Origin of the sequence: Flavobacterium silvisoli, from assembly GCF_004329815.1 — a bacterium.
GTDB lineage: Bacteria > Bacteroidota > Bacteroidia > Flavobacteriales > Flavobacteriaceae > Flavobacterium > Flavobacterium silvisoli.
In genome coordinates this window covers 84,112-98,728 of sequence record NZ_SJPE01000005.1, presented here as the reverse complement: position 1 = coordinate 98,728, position 14,617 = coordinate 84,112, and the positions used below count along the sequence as shown (strand labels likewise).

The 14,617-nt window shown below is 38.8% G+C and carries 14 protein-coding genes; 3 read left to right on the top strand and 11 right to left on the bottom strand.

The features are described 5' to 3' along the window. Window positions 1-6 precede the first annotated feature (6 nt). The 3 genes from EZL74_RS06000 to EZL74_RS05990 are packed head-to-tail and all read right to left on the bottom strand — an operon-like array spanning window position 7 to window position 1,110. Entirely contained in the window at window positions 7-411 is a 405-nt protein-coding gene (locus EZL74_RS06000) for an SRPBCC family protein (protein WP_131475697.1), read from the bottom strand. A gap of 58 nt (window positions 412-469) precedes the next feature. Further along, entirely contained in the window at window positions 470-679 is a 210-nt protein-coding gene (locus EZL74_RS05995) for a hypothetical protein (RefSeq protein WP_131475696.1), read from the bottom strand. A 53-nt stretch (window positions 680-732) separates the two neighbouring features. Beyond that, on the bottom strand, window positions 733-1,110 hold the full coding sequence (locus EZL74_RS05990) for a DoxX family protein (RefSeq protein WP_131475695.1): 378 nt from the start codon (window positions 1,108-1,110) through the stop codon (window positions 733-735). Window positions 1,111-1,235: 125 nt separating this feature from the next. Between EZL74_RS05990 and EZL74_RS05985 the strand changes: the two genes are divergently transcribed. Beyond that, window positions 1,236-2,210 carry a GlxA family transcriptional regulator gene (locus EZL74_RS05985; RefSeq protein WP_240034565.1) on the top strand — a complete coding sequence of 325 codons (975 nt, stop codon included), beginning with the start codon at window positions 1,236-1,238 and terminating at the stop codon, window positions 2,208-2,210. 2 nt (window positions 2,211-2,212) lie between these two features. On the opposite strand, the gene EZL74_RS05980 is transcribed toward EZL74_RS05985, so the two are convergent. The 6 genes from EZL74_RS05980 to EZL74_RS05955 all read right to left on the bottom strand — a co-directional run bounded on the left by EZL74_RS05980 (window position 2,213) and on the right by EZL74_RS05955 (window position 9,537). Beyond that, entirely contained in the window at window positions 2,213-3,127 is a 915-nt protein-coding gene (locus EZL74_RS05980; RefSeq protein ID WP_131475693.1) for a class I SAM-dependent methyltransferase, read from the bottom strand. Between the two features lie 47 nt (window positions 3,128-3,174). Beyond that, a complete protein-coding gene (gene cphA / locus EZL74_RS05975) occupies window positions 3,175-5,799 on the bottom strand; it encodes a cyanophycin synthetase (RefSeq protein WP_131475692.1) in 2,625 nt (874 codons plus the stop codon). A gap of 318 nt (window positions 5,800-6,117) precedes the next feature. Continuing rightward, window positions 6,118-6,963, bottom strand: coding sequence for an alpha/beta fold hydrolase (locus EZL74_RS05970; RefSeq protein ID WP_131475691.1), 846 nt, complete (start codon window positions 6,961-6,963; stop codon window positions 6,118-6,120). A gap of 33 nt (window positions 6,964-6,996) precedes the next feature. Continuing rightward, window positions 6,997-7,776 carry a zinc ribbon domain-containing protein gene (locus tag EZL74_RS05965; protein WP_131475690.1) on the bottom strand — a complete coding sequence of 260 codons (780 nt, stop codon included), beginning with the start codon at window positions 7,774-7,776 and terminating at the stop codon, window positions 6,997-6,999. A gap of 3 nt (window positions 7,777-7,779) precedes the next feature. Then, window positions 7,780-8,874, bottom strand: a complete 1,095-nt coding sequence (locus EZL74_RS05960; protein WP_131475689.1) for a Nif3-like dinuclear metal center hexameric protein — start codon at window positions 8,872-8,874, stop codon at window positions 7,780-7,782. A gap of 93 nt (window positions 8,875-8,967) precedes the next feature. Further along, the gene (locus tag EZL74_RS05955) at window positions 8,968-9,537 is read right to left on the bottom strand and encodes a hypothetical protein (RefSeq protein WP_131475688.1); all 570 of its coding nucleotides are present in this window, start codon (window positions 9,535-9,537) and stop codon (window positions 8,968-8,970) included. Between the two features lie 59 nt (window positions 9,538-9,596). Between EZL74_RS05955 and lpxK the strand changes: the two genes are divergently transcribed. Further along, complete coding sequence (gene lpxK / locus EZL74_RS05950; protein ID WP_131475687.1) at window positions 9,597-10,616, top strand: tetraacyldisaccharide 4'-kinase; 1,020 nt, start codon at window positions 9,597-9,599, stop codon at window positions 10,614-10,616. Beyond that, entirely contained in the window at window positions 10,588-11,400 is an 813-nt protein-coding gene (locus EZL74_RS05945; protein WP_131475686.1) for a purine-nucleoside phosphorylase, read from the top strand. The genes lpxK and EZL74_RS05945 overlap by 29 nt, the downstream gene beginning before the upstream one ends. Here the strand turns inward: EZL74_RS05945 and EZL74_RS05940 are convergent. Next, complete coding sequence (locus EZL74_RS05940) at window positions 11,397-13,565, bottom strand: tetratricopeptide repeat-containing hybrid sensor histidine kinase/response regulator (protein WP_131475685.1); 2,169 nt, start codon at window positions 13,563-13,565, stop codon at window positions 11,397-11,399. The two genes, EZL74_RS05945 and EZL74_RS05940, sit on opposite strands and share 4 nt — an antisense overlap. Window positions 13,566-13,606: 41 nt before the next feature. Beyond that, on the bottom strand, window positions 13,607-14,605 hold the full coding sequence (gene gap, locus EZL74_RS05935) for a type I glyceraldehyde-3-phosphate dehydrogenase (protein ID WP_131475684.1): 999 nt from the start codon (window positions 14,603-14,605) through the stop codon (window positions 13,607-13,609). Window positions 14,606-14,617 lie beyond the last annotated feature (12 nt).

Sequence of the window (14,617 nt, the reverse complement as noted above, 5' to 3'; positions counted from 1 at the left end):
AATTGATTAATTGGTTTCGGTATATTTTTTAAAATGGTCTAAAATGCTCTGCCAACCCTGGCGTTGCAGGTCTTCGGGATTTTGGGTTTCGGGATCGAAACTTTCGGTAACGGTTACACCCATTGGGGTGGTTTCAAATGTAATGTTTACTTTTCTGCCATCCGCCATGATGTATTCTATTACTGCACATTCTTCTATGGTGGTGTAAGTGCATTCAAAATCAAAACTCATAGAGCCGTCTTTAGAGGCCATAGTGGCACAAAAGGTACCGCCAACTTTTAGGTCATTACTGGCCTTTGGCGTGTGCCAATCATCAGAGGCATGGTTCCATTGTGTAATGTGCCGGGGTTGAGTCCAGTATTCCCATACTTTTGTTAAGGGTACGTTTACGGTAGTTTTTACGGTTATCATTTTTTTTGTTTATTACTGTTTTCGGTTATGTAGAGTTTTTTATGCAAGATATTTTCATTTATATCAAAATTTCACAAGAATATCCTTGTGATTGCATGGTTTCTATGATGACGGACGGATTGATGTTTCGGCCTTCAACGCGGAGTATTTTGTCGCAGTCCTCTAAATCAAATCCAATAGAAAAATCGGAAAACCGATCAGATAAAAGTGCTACCAAAGTAGTGGCCTGCTTTTTTTCCTGAACATTTGTTTTAAATATTTCTATCATACTATTCAAATTCTTTTTTGCTTTAATTTAGATAGTTAAGTATGACTAACGGTTTAGTTTTCGACAACTAGGGTATTCAGTTTGTGATAATACACATATGATACAACCAATATAACCAAGAAAATTAACGGAAATGCTGCAGAAAAATTAAATCCCTCTACACAAGTATAGCTGATGCTGGCAAAAATAAAGTCGAATCCGAAACCGGCATAAGCCCATTCTTTTACATTTTTGGGCATTTTGGGGATAACCAAAATCAACGATCCCAAAATTTTAAATACCACTAAAGCCGTTCCAAAATATTCAGGATATCCTAAGTGTCGAATTCCTTCTTTGGCCATTTCGGTTTGTGAAGTGAGCGCGGGCATGACGCCTTCAAAAAGAAAAAGAATACCGGTGGCAATCCAAAAAATGATTTTGTCTTTTTTCATAAGTTATTTGTTGTTAATAGATTAGTAAAACAAATGTAATTCAGAAATTTGTATTGAGGATAACTAAAGAAGTTAAACTTAGGGGCATTTAGGACAAATTAAGTATTTTTGAACAAACCATCATTATGAAACGCATCGGATTATTGTTGCCGTTGGATTACAAACTTTTGAGTGTGGCGGCACTCCTGGAAGTATTGGAAACCGCGAATAAATTAGTTGTACAACAAAAGCATGACGCTCCTTTTTCTATTCACTTGTATCAAGTAATCGACCAACTTGAAAGCGGTGATGCTACTTTTCACGGCTACAGCATTCAATCTGTAGATGGGGTTGAAGGAATACTGGATTTGATATTGATTCCTGCATTTACGACTTCGGACATGCAAGCTACCGTAGCAAAAAACAGCACCTACATTCCGTGGTTACAGCGTCAATATCAGGGCGGAGCTGAAATAGCCAGTTTTTGTTCGGGGGCATTTTTATTTGGAGCCTCCGGCTTGTTAAACGGAAAGATTGCCACTACTCATATAGACGCCTGTCCGGCTTTTGCCCGTATCTTCCCCGAAGTACATTTGAAACCAAATGAAACAGTAACGGCCGACAGCCGAACGTTTACCAGCGGTGGGTCAACTTCTTTGTTTCATTTGATTATTTTGCTTGTGCAGAAATACTGCGGGCATCAAATAGCCATTCAGGTAGCTAAATTGTTTGCGATTGATATGGATCGGTACCAGCAAAGTTATTTCGGTACTTTTCGTCCTAATTATACGCATAATGATGCGCTGGTATCCTCGGTGCAGGAAAAGATCGAGAAGCATTTCGACAAAATTGAAAGCTTAGATGAAGTTTTGCATGATGTTCCTGCCAGTCGCCGCAATTTGGTACGTCGATTTAAATTAGCCACGGGTATTCCACCGATTGAGTACCTGCAAAACATTCGTATTGAAACCGCCAAAAAGCATTTGGAACAAACCCAACTTTCAGTTTCTGAAATCATCGACAAGTCGGGCTATACAGATCCGAAATCGTTTCGAAAAGTTTTTCAAAAAGTGGTAGGCATGAAGCCGCTCGAATATCGAGAGAAATTTAAAGTGCGTTAATGTTATTTTTTCTCAATCCACAAACTACCGCCAATATTTTGATAAGTTAGAGGCATTTTTTCGTATACTTCTTTATGAAGCAAATGCATGTAGTGATTAAAAAATTTAATTTCATACTGATTGTTGTACATCAAAAATGCTCTTAAAATATAATCTTCATTCCAGTTATACCCTCTGTAAATCCAGTCTTTCGGATATTCAAAAGGATAAAAGATGTCATGAAAATGAATAATCACGCCACTTTTAAGTGAAGGTAAAATTTCAAACAATATGTAATTGACATCACTTCCTGTCTTGGTTACATGGGTGCTGTCAACAAAAAGGATGTCACCGGCATTTAATTTTTCAAATACATCCAGTGAGATGGTTTGTGCATCATTGGGGAAAATTGTAACGTTTTTTTTGTCTGTTTCGGTTATCAACGAGTACAGTCTTTCCGGATACGGGTCGATAAAAGTCAGTTTTATATCGTTATTAAAAAACAATTCATTCGTATCAAGCATCAGGGCAGAAGTGTGTCCGGAACCGATTTCAATGATTTGTTTCGGTTTGTAGTGACGTATCATGGAATACAAGATGATGCCGTCTGTATACGAATAGGACGAATTTTCGAATTGATACCGTTGGTGGTTCTCTTTGATACTTTTAAAAGGCATTTCCTCATAATACCCTTCAAACACTTTTGCCAACTGTTTTTGATGCTCTGTTCTCAGGTCAATTCCTGCAATTCCTTCAACGTTTAGGTTTTTCCATATTTGTTCTTCCCTACTTTTAATTTCGACAATGTTAAAAACCGGGGAGTAAAAATGACCGTTGGGAAAAAGACACTGTTGTGACTGTTGATAGAGCGGTTTTATATAGGGCAACTTGTTTAGTTGCGCTTTGATTAAGTTATAGATTTTAGTTTTAAATTTCATCAATTTATATTTTCTTTGGTAAAGAGAAATAATGTAACGTTCTGAATTTACATAGTACCATCTTCGTTTTCCTTATCCAGATATTCTTGAACAATTTCAATGGCATTGGTCACCACATCGCTTAAAGCAGTAATGAAAGTGCCCTCTTGCGCACTGTTGATGGCGTGTTTAATGGCTTCGGTTTCTTTAGTAATGATTTCATGAGTAACCGATTTCCCAGAAGATTCTATGCCTTCCATGATTAACCCTATGATTTCCTCCTCGGTGCGTCCTCTTAAATGTTTCTCTTGTCTGATGATGATGTGATCAAACATTCGGGCAGCAATGGTGGCACATTCTTTAATATCTTCATCACGACGGTCCCCAACACCGGCAATGATACCAATTTTTTTTGTAGCTTCCACTGACGATAAAAATTCTTCTACACCGCGATATCCGGATGGATTGTGCGCGAAGTCAATCATGACTTTGAATCTTTTGAAATCAAAGATATTCATACGACCCGGAGTTTGAGCAGCACTCGGAATAAAGGTTTGTAACGACAAACTGATGTCCTCGGTTTTGAATCCTTGTAAATAAGCGGCTAGAGTGGCTGCCAATACATTGGCAATCATGAATTTTGCTTTACCACCCAAGGTTAACGGAACATGTGTGGCTCTCTCAACCCTGATTTTCCATTCGCCTTTTTTAATGGTGATGTATCCGTTTTCATAAACAGCAACAATTTTTCCTTCTTTGGCAAACTTTTGTACGGTAGGATTGTTTTCATCCATACTGAAGTAAGCAATGTTACAACTCAATTCGCTGGCAATTTTCAGACACTGTTCGTCTTCGGCATTCAGAATGGCCCAACCTTCTTTTTTGACCGATCGGACAACGACGCTCTTAACGCGTGCCAAATCATCTAATGTATGAATGTCGGCCAAGCCTAAATGGTCTTCCTGTATGTTGGTAATGATAGCAATGTCACATCGGCTAAAGCCTAAACCGGCTCTCAGAATTCCTCCACGTGCCGTTTCTAAAACAGCAAATTCGACCGTTGGATCTTTTAAAATATATTCAGCCGATAATGGCCCGGTAGTATCACCTTTTTCCATCATGTGGTTTTGAATGTAAATCCCGTCAGAAGTGGTGAATCCTACTTTATATCCATTATTTTTGACGATATGGGCAATCAATCGGGTAGTGGTGGTTTTTCCGTTGGTTCCGGTAACGGCTATGATGGGTATGCGACTGGGTTTTCCCGGCGGATAAAGCATATCTATTACGGGAGCGGCCACGTTCCTCGGTAATCCTTCACTTGGCGCCAAGTGCATGCGGAACCCCGGTGCGGCATTCACTTCAAGAATACAGCCTCCGTTTTCTTTGAGCGGTTGCGTAAGGTTCTCAGCCATGATATCGATACCACAAATGTCTAAACCAATTACGCGCGAAATGCGTTCGCACAGAAATATATTTTCCGGATGCATCATATCGGTCACATCTACAGAAGTTCCTCCGGTGCTGAGGTTTGCGGTTGATTTAAGGTATACGATTTCTCCGTTTTTAGGAACGGTTTCTAAAGTATAGTTCAATTTTTCTAACAAATCTAAAGTATCTCTGTCGACGTCAATTTCGGTCAGTACATTTTCATGCCCGTAACCGCGGCGTGGATCTTTATTGGTTTCTTCTATTAATTTTTGGATGCTGTCTGTACCGTTACCTACTATGTGAGCCGGAACTCTTTTGGCGGCCGCTACCAGTTTGTTATCAATGATTAAAACTCTGAAGTCAAAACCCGTAATGAATTTTTCTACGATAACCCTGCGGCTGTATTTTTGAGCATAAGCCAAGCCAGAAACGGCATCTTCCCAAGTTACTACGTTGATAGAAGCTCCTTTTCCGTGATTTCCGTCGAGGGGTTTGATGACGATAGGGTAGCCGATTTTTTTTATGGTATTTTCTAAATCTTCTTCATCTACACAAATGCTGCCACTGGCTACGGGAATAGAAGCCATGTCGAGCATGCGTTTGGTTTCTTCTTTATTACAGGCAATGTCAACCGCTATATTGCTTGTTTTACAGGTAATGGTAGCCTGAAAACGCATTTGGTTGATGCCGTAGCCCAACTGTACTAAGGAATTAGTTCCTAAACGAATCCAAGGAATATCGCGTGCTACGGCTTCGTCTACAATACTTCCAGTTGAAGGCCCCAGACGCACCCGCTCTCTGATTTCTCTCATTTTTTGAATGTCGGCTTCTACATTGTATGGTGTGCCGGCAATCAGGGCTTCGGCTATAGCTACGGCGCTTTCGGCGGCAAACATTCCAACGCTTTCTTCGGTGTAGCTGAATACTACATTGTAAACCCCGGGTGTTTTGGTTTCACGGGTTCTTCCGAAACCGGTTTCCATACCGGCTAATGTTTGAATTTCAAGGGCAATATGTTCAATGACATGTCCCATCCAGGTGCCCCGTTCTACTCTTGAAAAAAAGCCTCCTCTTGTGCCTTCTGAGCAGCGGTGTTCAATCATGGTGGGGAACATGGCTTCTATGCGTTCGCGGAAACCTTCTATTTTGTTGGTAGGCGATTGTTCCATTTCCTCCAGATCCAAACGCATTTGGATTAATTTTTTGCGTTGTACACTCCAAATATTCGGTCCGCGTAATGCTTGTATTTTCAGAATCTTCATAGTTAAGGAAGGTTAGTGATGTGAAATGTTAATGATTTTGTTAAAAATAGAAAATATTTGTTTGTTGCTGCTACTTTTTTTGCATAAAAGTAAAAAAGGCTATGCGGCTGGTGTTTCGCTGTTTTTTTTGAATTTGATTTTCAGGTTTTTAGAAGTTTTGTGCTGTTGCAAAAATGACAATTCAAACTTGTCATGTGTGAGTAATTTTAAAAGAATATTGCATACAGATACAAAAGACGAAACCCGTCTAGCCCCGATGGGAGTGGCTACCGTGTAGCGCGGACAGCGGGAAAAAGGAATGCAAAAGGGCAAAAGCGATTACGCTTCTGCTATGAATTCTGCTATTTTTTGATACAACTCGTCGTTGTGCATGCTGTGACCGAATCCGTTGGTTTCGATATAAGTGGCATTTTTCCAGCTTTGAGCATACATTCTGCCTTCATCTACCAGGATTATGTTGTCTTGCAGGTCGTGAGCGATGATGGCTTTTTGGTGGAAATGCTGGGCAAAAAGATGGCCTGAAAAATCATTGATGTGGATGTTGAATTTTTCAAGATAGTAGTTTTCGAGCAGGGTTTGGATTTTGGTATTCAGGCTCAGAAGCTGTATGAAGTTGTCGCTTATTTTCTTGAAACTGGAGGGGGCACCCAACAAAACGATTTTCTCGACGTGATCGTTGTTGTATTTATGAAGATAATATGTGATGGCAGCGCCGCCGATGGAATGACCAATCAGGATTTTTGGGTTGTATTGTTGGGCCAAAACATGGATAAATTCAGCATATTTTGGTGCGTTGAATTCCTTTCCGTCTGTTAAGCCGTGAGCCGGGGCATCGATAGCAATGATGGTGTTGGGCAGTTTTTTTAGGTGAGGCAGCATTTTTTTCCAACGAGAAGCATTGCTTTCCCAGCCGTGAACCAATAATATGATTTCATTATTGCCCTCCCATTTGTAGGTTTGTATGTTTTCGTTATTGAAGGTAAAGGTTTCCCGGGTGCTGTTGTGCAATGTTTTGGGAAGTTTGTTTTTGTGGAGTCTTCCTTTTCTTGGCTGACTGAAAAAACGATAGGCTATTGTTTTTGCCTTTTCTGCATTGACATAACTGAGACAGTTGAGGTAAAAGCCTATTGATTTGGTGATGAAAAAGAGTTGTATTTTTTTCATAAAAAAATCCCGAACAAGTCGGGATTCATGATATTATAAGTGAGCAAATAATTGTTTCATTTTTTCTCTTTCTTCTTCAGCCAAAGCAGCATCGACTAAGATTCTTCCTGAATGCTCATCGGTGATGATTTTTTTGCGGGCAGCAATTTCCACTTGGGTTTGCGGCGGAATGGTGAAGAACGAACCGGCAGAAGCCCCGCGCTCGATAGATACTACGGCTAAACCGTTGCGAACGCTTGAACGGATTCTTTTGTAAGCGGCCAACAAACGGGGTTCGATTTGAGCTTCATATTCGGCTGATTTTTCCATCAAGAAGTTTTCTTCTTTTTGGGTTTCTGCCATGATGTCATTTAATTCAGCTTTTTTGTGTTTTAAGTGAGCTGTTTTTTGATCTAGTTTTTCTTTAGAATTTGCAATAACTTCTTTTTTGTGTTCGATAGAAGCTTTTAATTCTTTGATTTGTTTTTCAGCCAACTGGATTTCCAATTCCTGAAATTCTATTTCTTTAGATAATGAGTTGAATTCTCTGTTGTTGCGAACGTTTTTTTGTTGTTCGGTGTATTTTTTTATTGCGGCTTGGTGCTCTTCAATGGCATTTTTCTTGGTCTTGATTTGCTCTTCAATCGCAACTAAGTCGCTTTTTAATTTATCTAAACGAGTGCTTAAACCGGTAACTTCATCTTCTAAATCTTCTACTTCTAAAGGTAATTCTCCTCTAACGTTTCTGATTTCATCAATTCTGGTATCTATGATTTGTAAGTCATAGATAGCTCTCAATTTGTCTTCAACACTTAGTTCTTTTACTGTCGCCATATTTTATAAGTACTTAACGGGATTTGTATTTTCTTCCGAAAAAATGATGGCAAAATTAAGGATTTTTTTCTTAAGAAAATCAACAATGTAATTTTTTGTAAATCTTTCACTTTCAAAGTGTCCGATGTCGGCTAAAACCAATTGATTTTCAGCTTCGTAAAAGTTGTGATACTTCAAATCAGCGGTTAAAAAGATGTCGGCTCCGGCTTGTTTGGCGTTGCTGATAGCGAAGCTGCCCGAACCGCCTAACACGGCTACTTTCTTCACAGATTTACCCAATAAAGCACTGTGACGGATGCCTCCGCATTGCATTTTGTTTTTGACGAAAGTTAAAAAATCGGATTCAGACATAGAGCTTTCGAGTTCGCCAATCATACCTAATCCTATGTTTTGATGGGTATTTTGTAAATCGTAAATTTCATAAGCCACTTCTTCGTAAACGTGATGGCTGAAGAGTGCTTTCAGAATTTTGGGTTGCAGGTGCTTTTCAAACGTTACTTCGATTTTGATTTCTTCGTTTTCTACAAATTCGAAACGTTCTCCTACTTCGGGATTGCTGTCTTCGTTGCCCATGTAAGTTCCGATACCTTTAGAGTTGAAGCTGCAGTCTTCGTAGTTGCCTATTTTTCCGGCTCCGGCATCAAATAAAGCATTGCGCAGTTCTTCCACATTTTCAGGAATGGTGTAGGTTACCAGTTTTTGAATGTAATTTTTTTTCGGGATCAAAATTTTGGTATTGACCAGGCCTAAAGCATCGCAAAAAATTTTGTTAACCCCGTGTTTGTGATTGTCTAAAGCCGTGTGTACCGCATAAATAGCGATGTCGTTTTTGATGGCTTTGAGTACGGCTCGCTCCACATAATTTTTACCGGTTATTTTTTTCAAACCCGAAAAAAGAATAGGATGGAAGCATACTACCAGATTACAGTTTTTAGCGATGGCTTCTTCGATTACACTTTCCAAAGCGTCGTGGCATACGAGTATTCCGGTGGCTTCGGCATTGGCATCGCCCACTAACAATCCTACATTGTCAAAATCTTCGGCATAAGCCAACGGTGCCATTTCTTCGAGTATGTGGAGTATTTCTTTTATTTTCATTGGTTGTCTCTGTTATCCGTTGTTTGTTGTAAGTTTTCTGTTCTTTCTCTATTACTGTGACTGTTTACTGAACACTGAGCACTTGCCTAGTGACTAAGTAGCCCATTCGTTTAAATATTCTTTAATTGTCCACACGCCGTTTACTTTTTCAAACAATAAATAACTGCCACTGTTGTGTTCGATGTTTCGGTAAAAAGCAACTTTGACCAGAGCAAAGTTACTTTTGTCAAAATAAATGGGTTTGCTTACTATCATCAGACGTTGATTATTCAGTCCGAAACGGTCGGATACTATTTTGTATTCTTCGAATGACAGACAGGCATTGACTTTACTCTTTAAATATTGATTCTGATTATCGAACAGTATGTTGTATTCTTTTGACCAGTTTTCATCAATGGTGATGTCGATTTGTTTCTTGATTTCGTCGGCGTTTTTTTTCAGCACATCATTTTTAGCAATAACTTCGAGTACTTCTTCGTTATTGGGGGCTTTTTTGCAGTAAAAACTCAGCAGTTGCAGTCTTTCTTTGGCAATAACTTTTTCGTTTTTATAATATTTGGTAAAAATGATTTTCAAAAGAACAGCATTGTCTGATTCTTGCGAGAAGACAGCGGGAGAAGTCAGCAGTAGGGTAAAAAGGATTTTTATAAAAGAGGTTCTCATCAATGCGGTTGAAATCGAATAATTTTCATTCAAAGATAAAAAATCGTTACTTTCGTGCTATGATTTTGTTGCGAAAATTACTTTTCCCTTTTGCCATTTTGTATGGCTTTATTATTTCACTGAGAAATTATCTGTACGATAAGGGGATTTTTAAATCCTATACTTTTGACATTCCGGTAATCGTTGTTGGGAATTTGAGTGTTGGAGGCACCGGAAAAACGCCTCAGATTGAATATTTGATTCGGTTGCTTTCACCCAAATACAAGGTAGCTACCCTAAGCAGAGGATACAAAAGAAAATCAGTTGGTTTTGTTTTGGCGGATAAAAACGCAACTGCTGAGACACTAGGTGATGAACCGTTTCAGTATTTTCAAAAATTTCCTCAAATTCAGGTGGCTGTTGATGCTGACCGTTGCAATGGGATTACTCAGTTGTTGAATCAAAAAGAAAAACCTGAAGTTATTTTGTTAGACGACGCTTACCAGCACCGCAGAGTGAAAGCCGGATTTTATATTTTACTGACTTCATACGACGATTTGTTTTGTGATGATTTTATACTTCCAACCGGAAACCTTCGCGAAGGCAGAAGTGGCGCCAAAAGAGCAGATATGATAATTGTCACAAAATGTCCGCCCGAAATTACGCAACTTGCACAGGAAAACATCCGAAGAAGAATAGGTTTTGATGTGCCGTTATTTTTCAGTTGTATCGAATATGACGAGAAGGTCTACAATCAAAACGGGAGTTTAGAGGTGTGCGAATTAAAATCTGCCGCAAAAGTTATAGTGGCCGGAATTGCCAAACCCCAACCTTTTTTTGATTATTTAAAATCTCAAAATGATGATGTTATGGTTTTTTCGGATCACCATTATTTTAGCGAAAGCGATATTTTAAACATAAAAAACAGAGCAGGCGACAAAATTATTGTTACAACCGAAAAGGATTTTGTACGTTTGCAGGCTGTCATTTTGAAAGCGCAACTATATTATTTACCTATCAAAAGTAAATTGATTTCGAATCGGGAGACTTTTGACCAAATTATTTTAGATTATGTGGGAACTTGTTCAGGAAACCGTTAACTATATTAAGAAAACAACCAACTTCACACCCGAGTACGGTGTTATTTTAGGCTCGGGCTTAGGCAGTTTTACCAACGACATAAAAGTTGAATACACATTGCCGTATAACGAGATTCCCAACTTTCCGGTTTCAACGGTAGAAGGTCATAAAGGAGCTTTGGTTTTTGGAACCATAGGCGATAAAAAAGTGGTGGCCATGCAGGGAAGATTTCATTATTATGAAGGATATTCTATGCAGGAAGTTACGTTTCCGGTTCGTGTCATGAAGTATATCGGAGTGAATAAATTGATTGTTTCCAATGCTTCCGGTGGAGTGAATCCGAATTATAAAGTGGGTTCTATTGTAGTCATCAATGACCACGTAAATATGATGCCCGAGCATCCGTTGAGAGGAAAAAATGACGAACGTTTTGGTCCTCGATTCGTTAACATGAGCGAGCCTTACAGCACCAAAATGATTGCAAAAATCAAAGAAATAGCTGCTTCATCTGATATTGAAGTGTTGGATGGTGTATATATGGGGTTGCAGGGCCCTACTTTTGAAACCCTGCACGAGTACAAAATGGTTAAAACCATTGGTGCCGATTGTGTGGGAATGTCAACCGTTCCCGAAGTAATTGTTGCCCGCCACATGGAATTGGAAACCTTTGGTATTTCTGTTATCACAGACATCGGTAGCGAAGAGCACTTAGAGTCGATTACCCACGAAGAAGTATTGAAAGCCGCTCAGGAAGCTGAACCTCACGTGAGACATCTGATCAAAGAGTTAATCTTGCAGTACTAAGTCAAATTTTGGGCAATCACCCTATAAAAGTTTTCCGGATTAAAAGGTTTGGTGACAACATCCGTCATCCCAAAAGATAGAAGCATTTCTCTATTTTCATTGAGTGAAATGGCGGTCAGGGCTATGATTGGTTTTTTCTTGTCAAATTCGCGTATGTGTTGAGTGGCAATGGTTCCGTTCATGCCCGGTAAATGTACATCCATCAATACCAAATCAAAATTATTCTCGGTTTTAAGCAATTCAATGGATTCTTCTCCATTATCGATGATTTTGCATTTCATGCCCTTGTTTTCGAGCATTTTTTTGGTGACCATTTGGTTGATTTTGTTGTCTTCTACCACCAGGATGTATTTGTCCTGTAGCACTTCTTCGGAATAGAATTTTGGCTTTTCAATCATGATTTGTTGTTCACCACGCAACAGGTTCAATTCAAACTCGAAAGTAGTACCAACACCCACTTCGCTTGTCAGGGTAATCTTTCCACCCAATAAATCAACCAGTTTTTTGACGATGGTCAATCCCAGTCCGGTACCACCGTATTTGCGGTTGATTTCAATAGAACCCTGCGAAAAACTGTCGAAAATAGTTTCCTGTTTTTCTTCAGGAATTCCTATGCCTGTATCGCTCACGACAAAATTGATTCTCGAAAAATCATTTCCGTTTTCTAAGCATTTAGCCGTAACAATCACTCTTCCGTCTTTGGTAAATTTCAAAGCATTATTGATTAGATTGATGAAGATTTGTGATAGTTTAGTCGGGTCGCCCAATAGCATATCGGGTACCTTTTCATCGATGTCTAAAATAAATTCATTGTTGTTTTTGGAAGCGATTTCGTGCATGGAATGTTGAATGTCCGTCAGCAATTGTTTGATATTAAAATTGATGTATTCAATTTCGATATTGTTAGACTCAATGCGATTGATTTCAAGAATTTCATTTATGAAAGTCAACAGATAATTGCCCGAAAATTTCAAGGAATTCAGATAGTGTAGTTGTTTCTTTTTGGGTTTGTCTTCCAGCAACAAATGGGTAATTCCGTTTATGGCATTGAGCGGAGTACGGAGTTCGTGACTCACTGTGGATAGGAATTCGGCTCTGGCTTTGGAGGCTTTTTCGGCTTTTTCTTTAGCAATTTGTAATTCTAAATTCTTCTCTTTAAGGAGAATGTTTGATTGGTTGCGAATGATGTTGTTTTTATACAACGATAAACTCAATAATGATAAAATAGAGATTAAAGCGATGGCTAATACACTGATGAGTTTAGCAAACTTGTTGGTTTTTTGCTGGGCTTCATTTTCACGAGTCATGATTTCCAAGGCCTTCAAACGCTCACTTTCTTTGAAATCGGCATAGTCGTTTGAATCCAGCTTTTTATTGTTGAGTTGCATCAAACTATCTTTTAGTTTGACATGTTCTTTTAAGTAGGTATATGATTTTTTTATGTCTAAAAGTTTGTCGTAAACCGTGCTCAGTTCCAACAAAATTTTTGCTTTTTGATCTAGATTTTTGTCTTGGATATTGAGTTCTAAGGCTCTGTTGAGGTAGTTGGCGGCCAAATTGTTGTGGTTCAGATTTTGCTCAATACAACCCAATTGATACAAAGCTTCTGCCTTGGTTTTGAACACTTCTTTGGAATCATCTTTAGTGGCGATTTCAGTTAATAAACGAACAGCTAGTTTGGTTTTACCTTTGTTTTTGTATAGGATTGCTTTTTGTAAATTCAAAAAACCTGAGGCATCAATTTTCAGCGAGTCATATATGGATTGCGCTTTTTCAAAATTGTTTTCGGCTTTATCAAATTCTTCTAAATTCATGAAACAAAGCCCAATATTGTAGTAGCACAACGCATAATCAGCCGTGGGAGGCAACTGACTGTAATAACCGGCGCTTTTGGTAAAAGTTTCAACAGCATCGTTTGTTTTTTTCAGTTCAAAATAAATGGTACCCAGTAAAAATAAAGATTCGGCTTTGCCTTTAATATCGTCGTGGCTTTTAGCGTAATTGAAAGCTTTTTGAATAAAGGCTAATGAAAATTTGTAGTTGTTGGTCTTTTTATTAAAGTTGGCCAACTGAATATAATAAGCAGTACTATCGATTTTATCGGTAGTTTTCGGTTGAGCAAAACCAAGCGTCTGAAATAGTAATATGAGCCAAAACCATTTCATAAATGGGTGATTACAAAGCATTAGAGAACTAAAAATAGGAATTATTTTTGTAACAAAATAATCAAGTCGATGATTCGGCTTGAATACCCGATTTCATTATCGTACCACCCCACCACTTTTACCATTTTGTCAATAACGGAGGTTAGCTGAGCATCAAACAAGCAAGAGGTGGGATTCCCTACTATATCAACGGAAACTATAGGGTCTTCGGTATAGGAAAGTATTCCTTTCAACTGATTTTCTGCAGCTTTTTTGAAGGCTGCGTTAATTTCTTCGATGGAAACTTGTTTTTTGACATAACAGGTAATATCAGTTAAAGAACCATCGGGAACCGGAACTCTAATACCACTGCCTCCGATTTTACCATTCATTTCGGGAAAAATTTTGGTAAGCGCTTTAGCCGCCCCGGTTGTAGTGGGCACTATTGATTGACTGGCACCGCGGGCGCGTCGCAAATCTTTATGAGGTTGATCGTGTAAACTTTGATCTGTAGTAAACGAATGTACGGTGGTAATGTAGGCTTGTTCAATACCGCACAGTTCGTTAATGACTTTAATCATTGGTGCTGCATTGTTAGTAGTACAGCTGGCGTTTGAAATAATGGTTTCGGTGCCATCTAAAATGGTTTCGTTCACGCCCAAAACCACAGTTTTAATTTCAGGAACTTCAGAAGGAGCAGAGAGTATTACTCTTTTTGCGCCTACCAAGATGTGTTGGTTGATCTCTTCAAACGATTTGAATTTTCCGGTACTTTCCACCACAATATCAATGTCAAGAGTTTTCCAGTTTAGTTTGATTATTTCTTTTTCATGAAAAAACAAATACGGTTTGCCGTCTACAATTATGGAGGTCTCATCAAAAGTAACGTCATTGGGTAAAACCCCGTGAATACTATCGTATTTAATCAGATGGGCCATGGTTCGATTATCGGCAATATCATTGATGGCTACCACTTCAATAGTAGGGTGGTTCAAAAGCAATCGGAATAGATTACGCCCGATTCTCCCAAAACCATTGATAGCAATCCGCGTTTTTTTCATTTTAATCGACTT

What these genes read in the sequence shown, in the direction of transcription:
- EZL74_RS06000 (WP_131475697.1), bottom strand. Translation starts at nt 411, where the DNA reads ATGATAACCGTAAAAACTACCGTAAACGTACCCTTAACAAAAGTATGG.
- EZL74_RS05995 (WP_131475696.1), bottom strand. Translation starts at nt 679, where the DNA reads ATGATAGAAATATTTAAAACAAATGTTCAGGAAAAAAAGCAGGCCACT.
- EZL74_RS05990 (WP_131475695.1), bottom strand. Translation starts at nt 1,110, where the DNA reads ATGAAAAAAGACAAAATCATTTTTTGGATTGCCACCGGTATTCTTTTT.
- EZL74_RS05985 (WP_240034565.1), top strand. Translation starts at nt 1,236, where the DNA reads ATGAAACGCATCGGATTATTGTTGCCGTTGGATTACAAACTTTTGAGT.
- EZL74_RS05980 (WP_131475693.1), bottom strand. Translation starts at nt 3,127, where the DNA reads ATGAAATTTAAAACTAAAATCTATAACTTAATCAAAGCGCAACTAAAC.
- cphA (WP_131475692.1), bottom strand. Translation starts at nt 5,799, where the DNA reads ATGAAGATTCTGAAAATACAAGCATTACGCGGACCGAATATTTGGAGT.
- EZL74_RS05970 (WP_131475691.1), bottom strand. Translation starts at nt 6,963, where the DNA reads ATGAAAAAAATACAACTCTTTTTCATCACCAAATCAATAGGCTTTTAC.
- EZL74_RS05965 (WP_131475690.1), bottom strand. Translation starts at nt 7,776, where the DNA reads ATGGCGACAGTAAAAGAACTAAGTGTTGAAGACAAATTGAGAGCTATC.
- EZL74_RS05960 (WP_131475689.1), bottom strand. Translation starts at nt 8,874, where the DNA reads ATGAAAATAAAAGAAATACTCCACATACTCGAAGAAATGGCACCGTTG.
- EZL74_RS05955 (WP_131475688.1), bottom strand. Translation starts at nt 9,537, where the DNA reads ATGAGAACCTCTTTTATAAAAATCCTTTTTACCCTACTGCTGACTTCT.
- lpxK (WP_131475687.1), top strand. Translation starts at nt 9,597, where the DNA reads ATGATTTTGTTGCGAAAATTACTTTTCCCTTTTGCCATTTTGTATGGC.
- EZL74_RS05945 (WP_131475686.1), top strand. Translation starts at nt 10,588, where the DNA reads ATGTGGGAACTTGTTCAGGAAACCGTTAACTATATTAAGAAAACAACC.
- EZL74_RS05940 (WP_131475685.1), bottom strand. Translation starts at nt 13,565, where the DNA reads ATGAAATGGTTTTGGCTCATATTACTATTTCAGACGCTTGGTTTTGCT.
- gap (WP_131475684.1), bottom strand. Translation starts at nt 14,605, where the DNA reads ATGAAAAAAACGCGGATTGCTATCAATGGTTTTGGGAGAATCGGGCGT.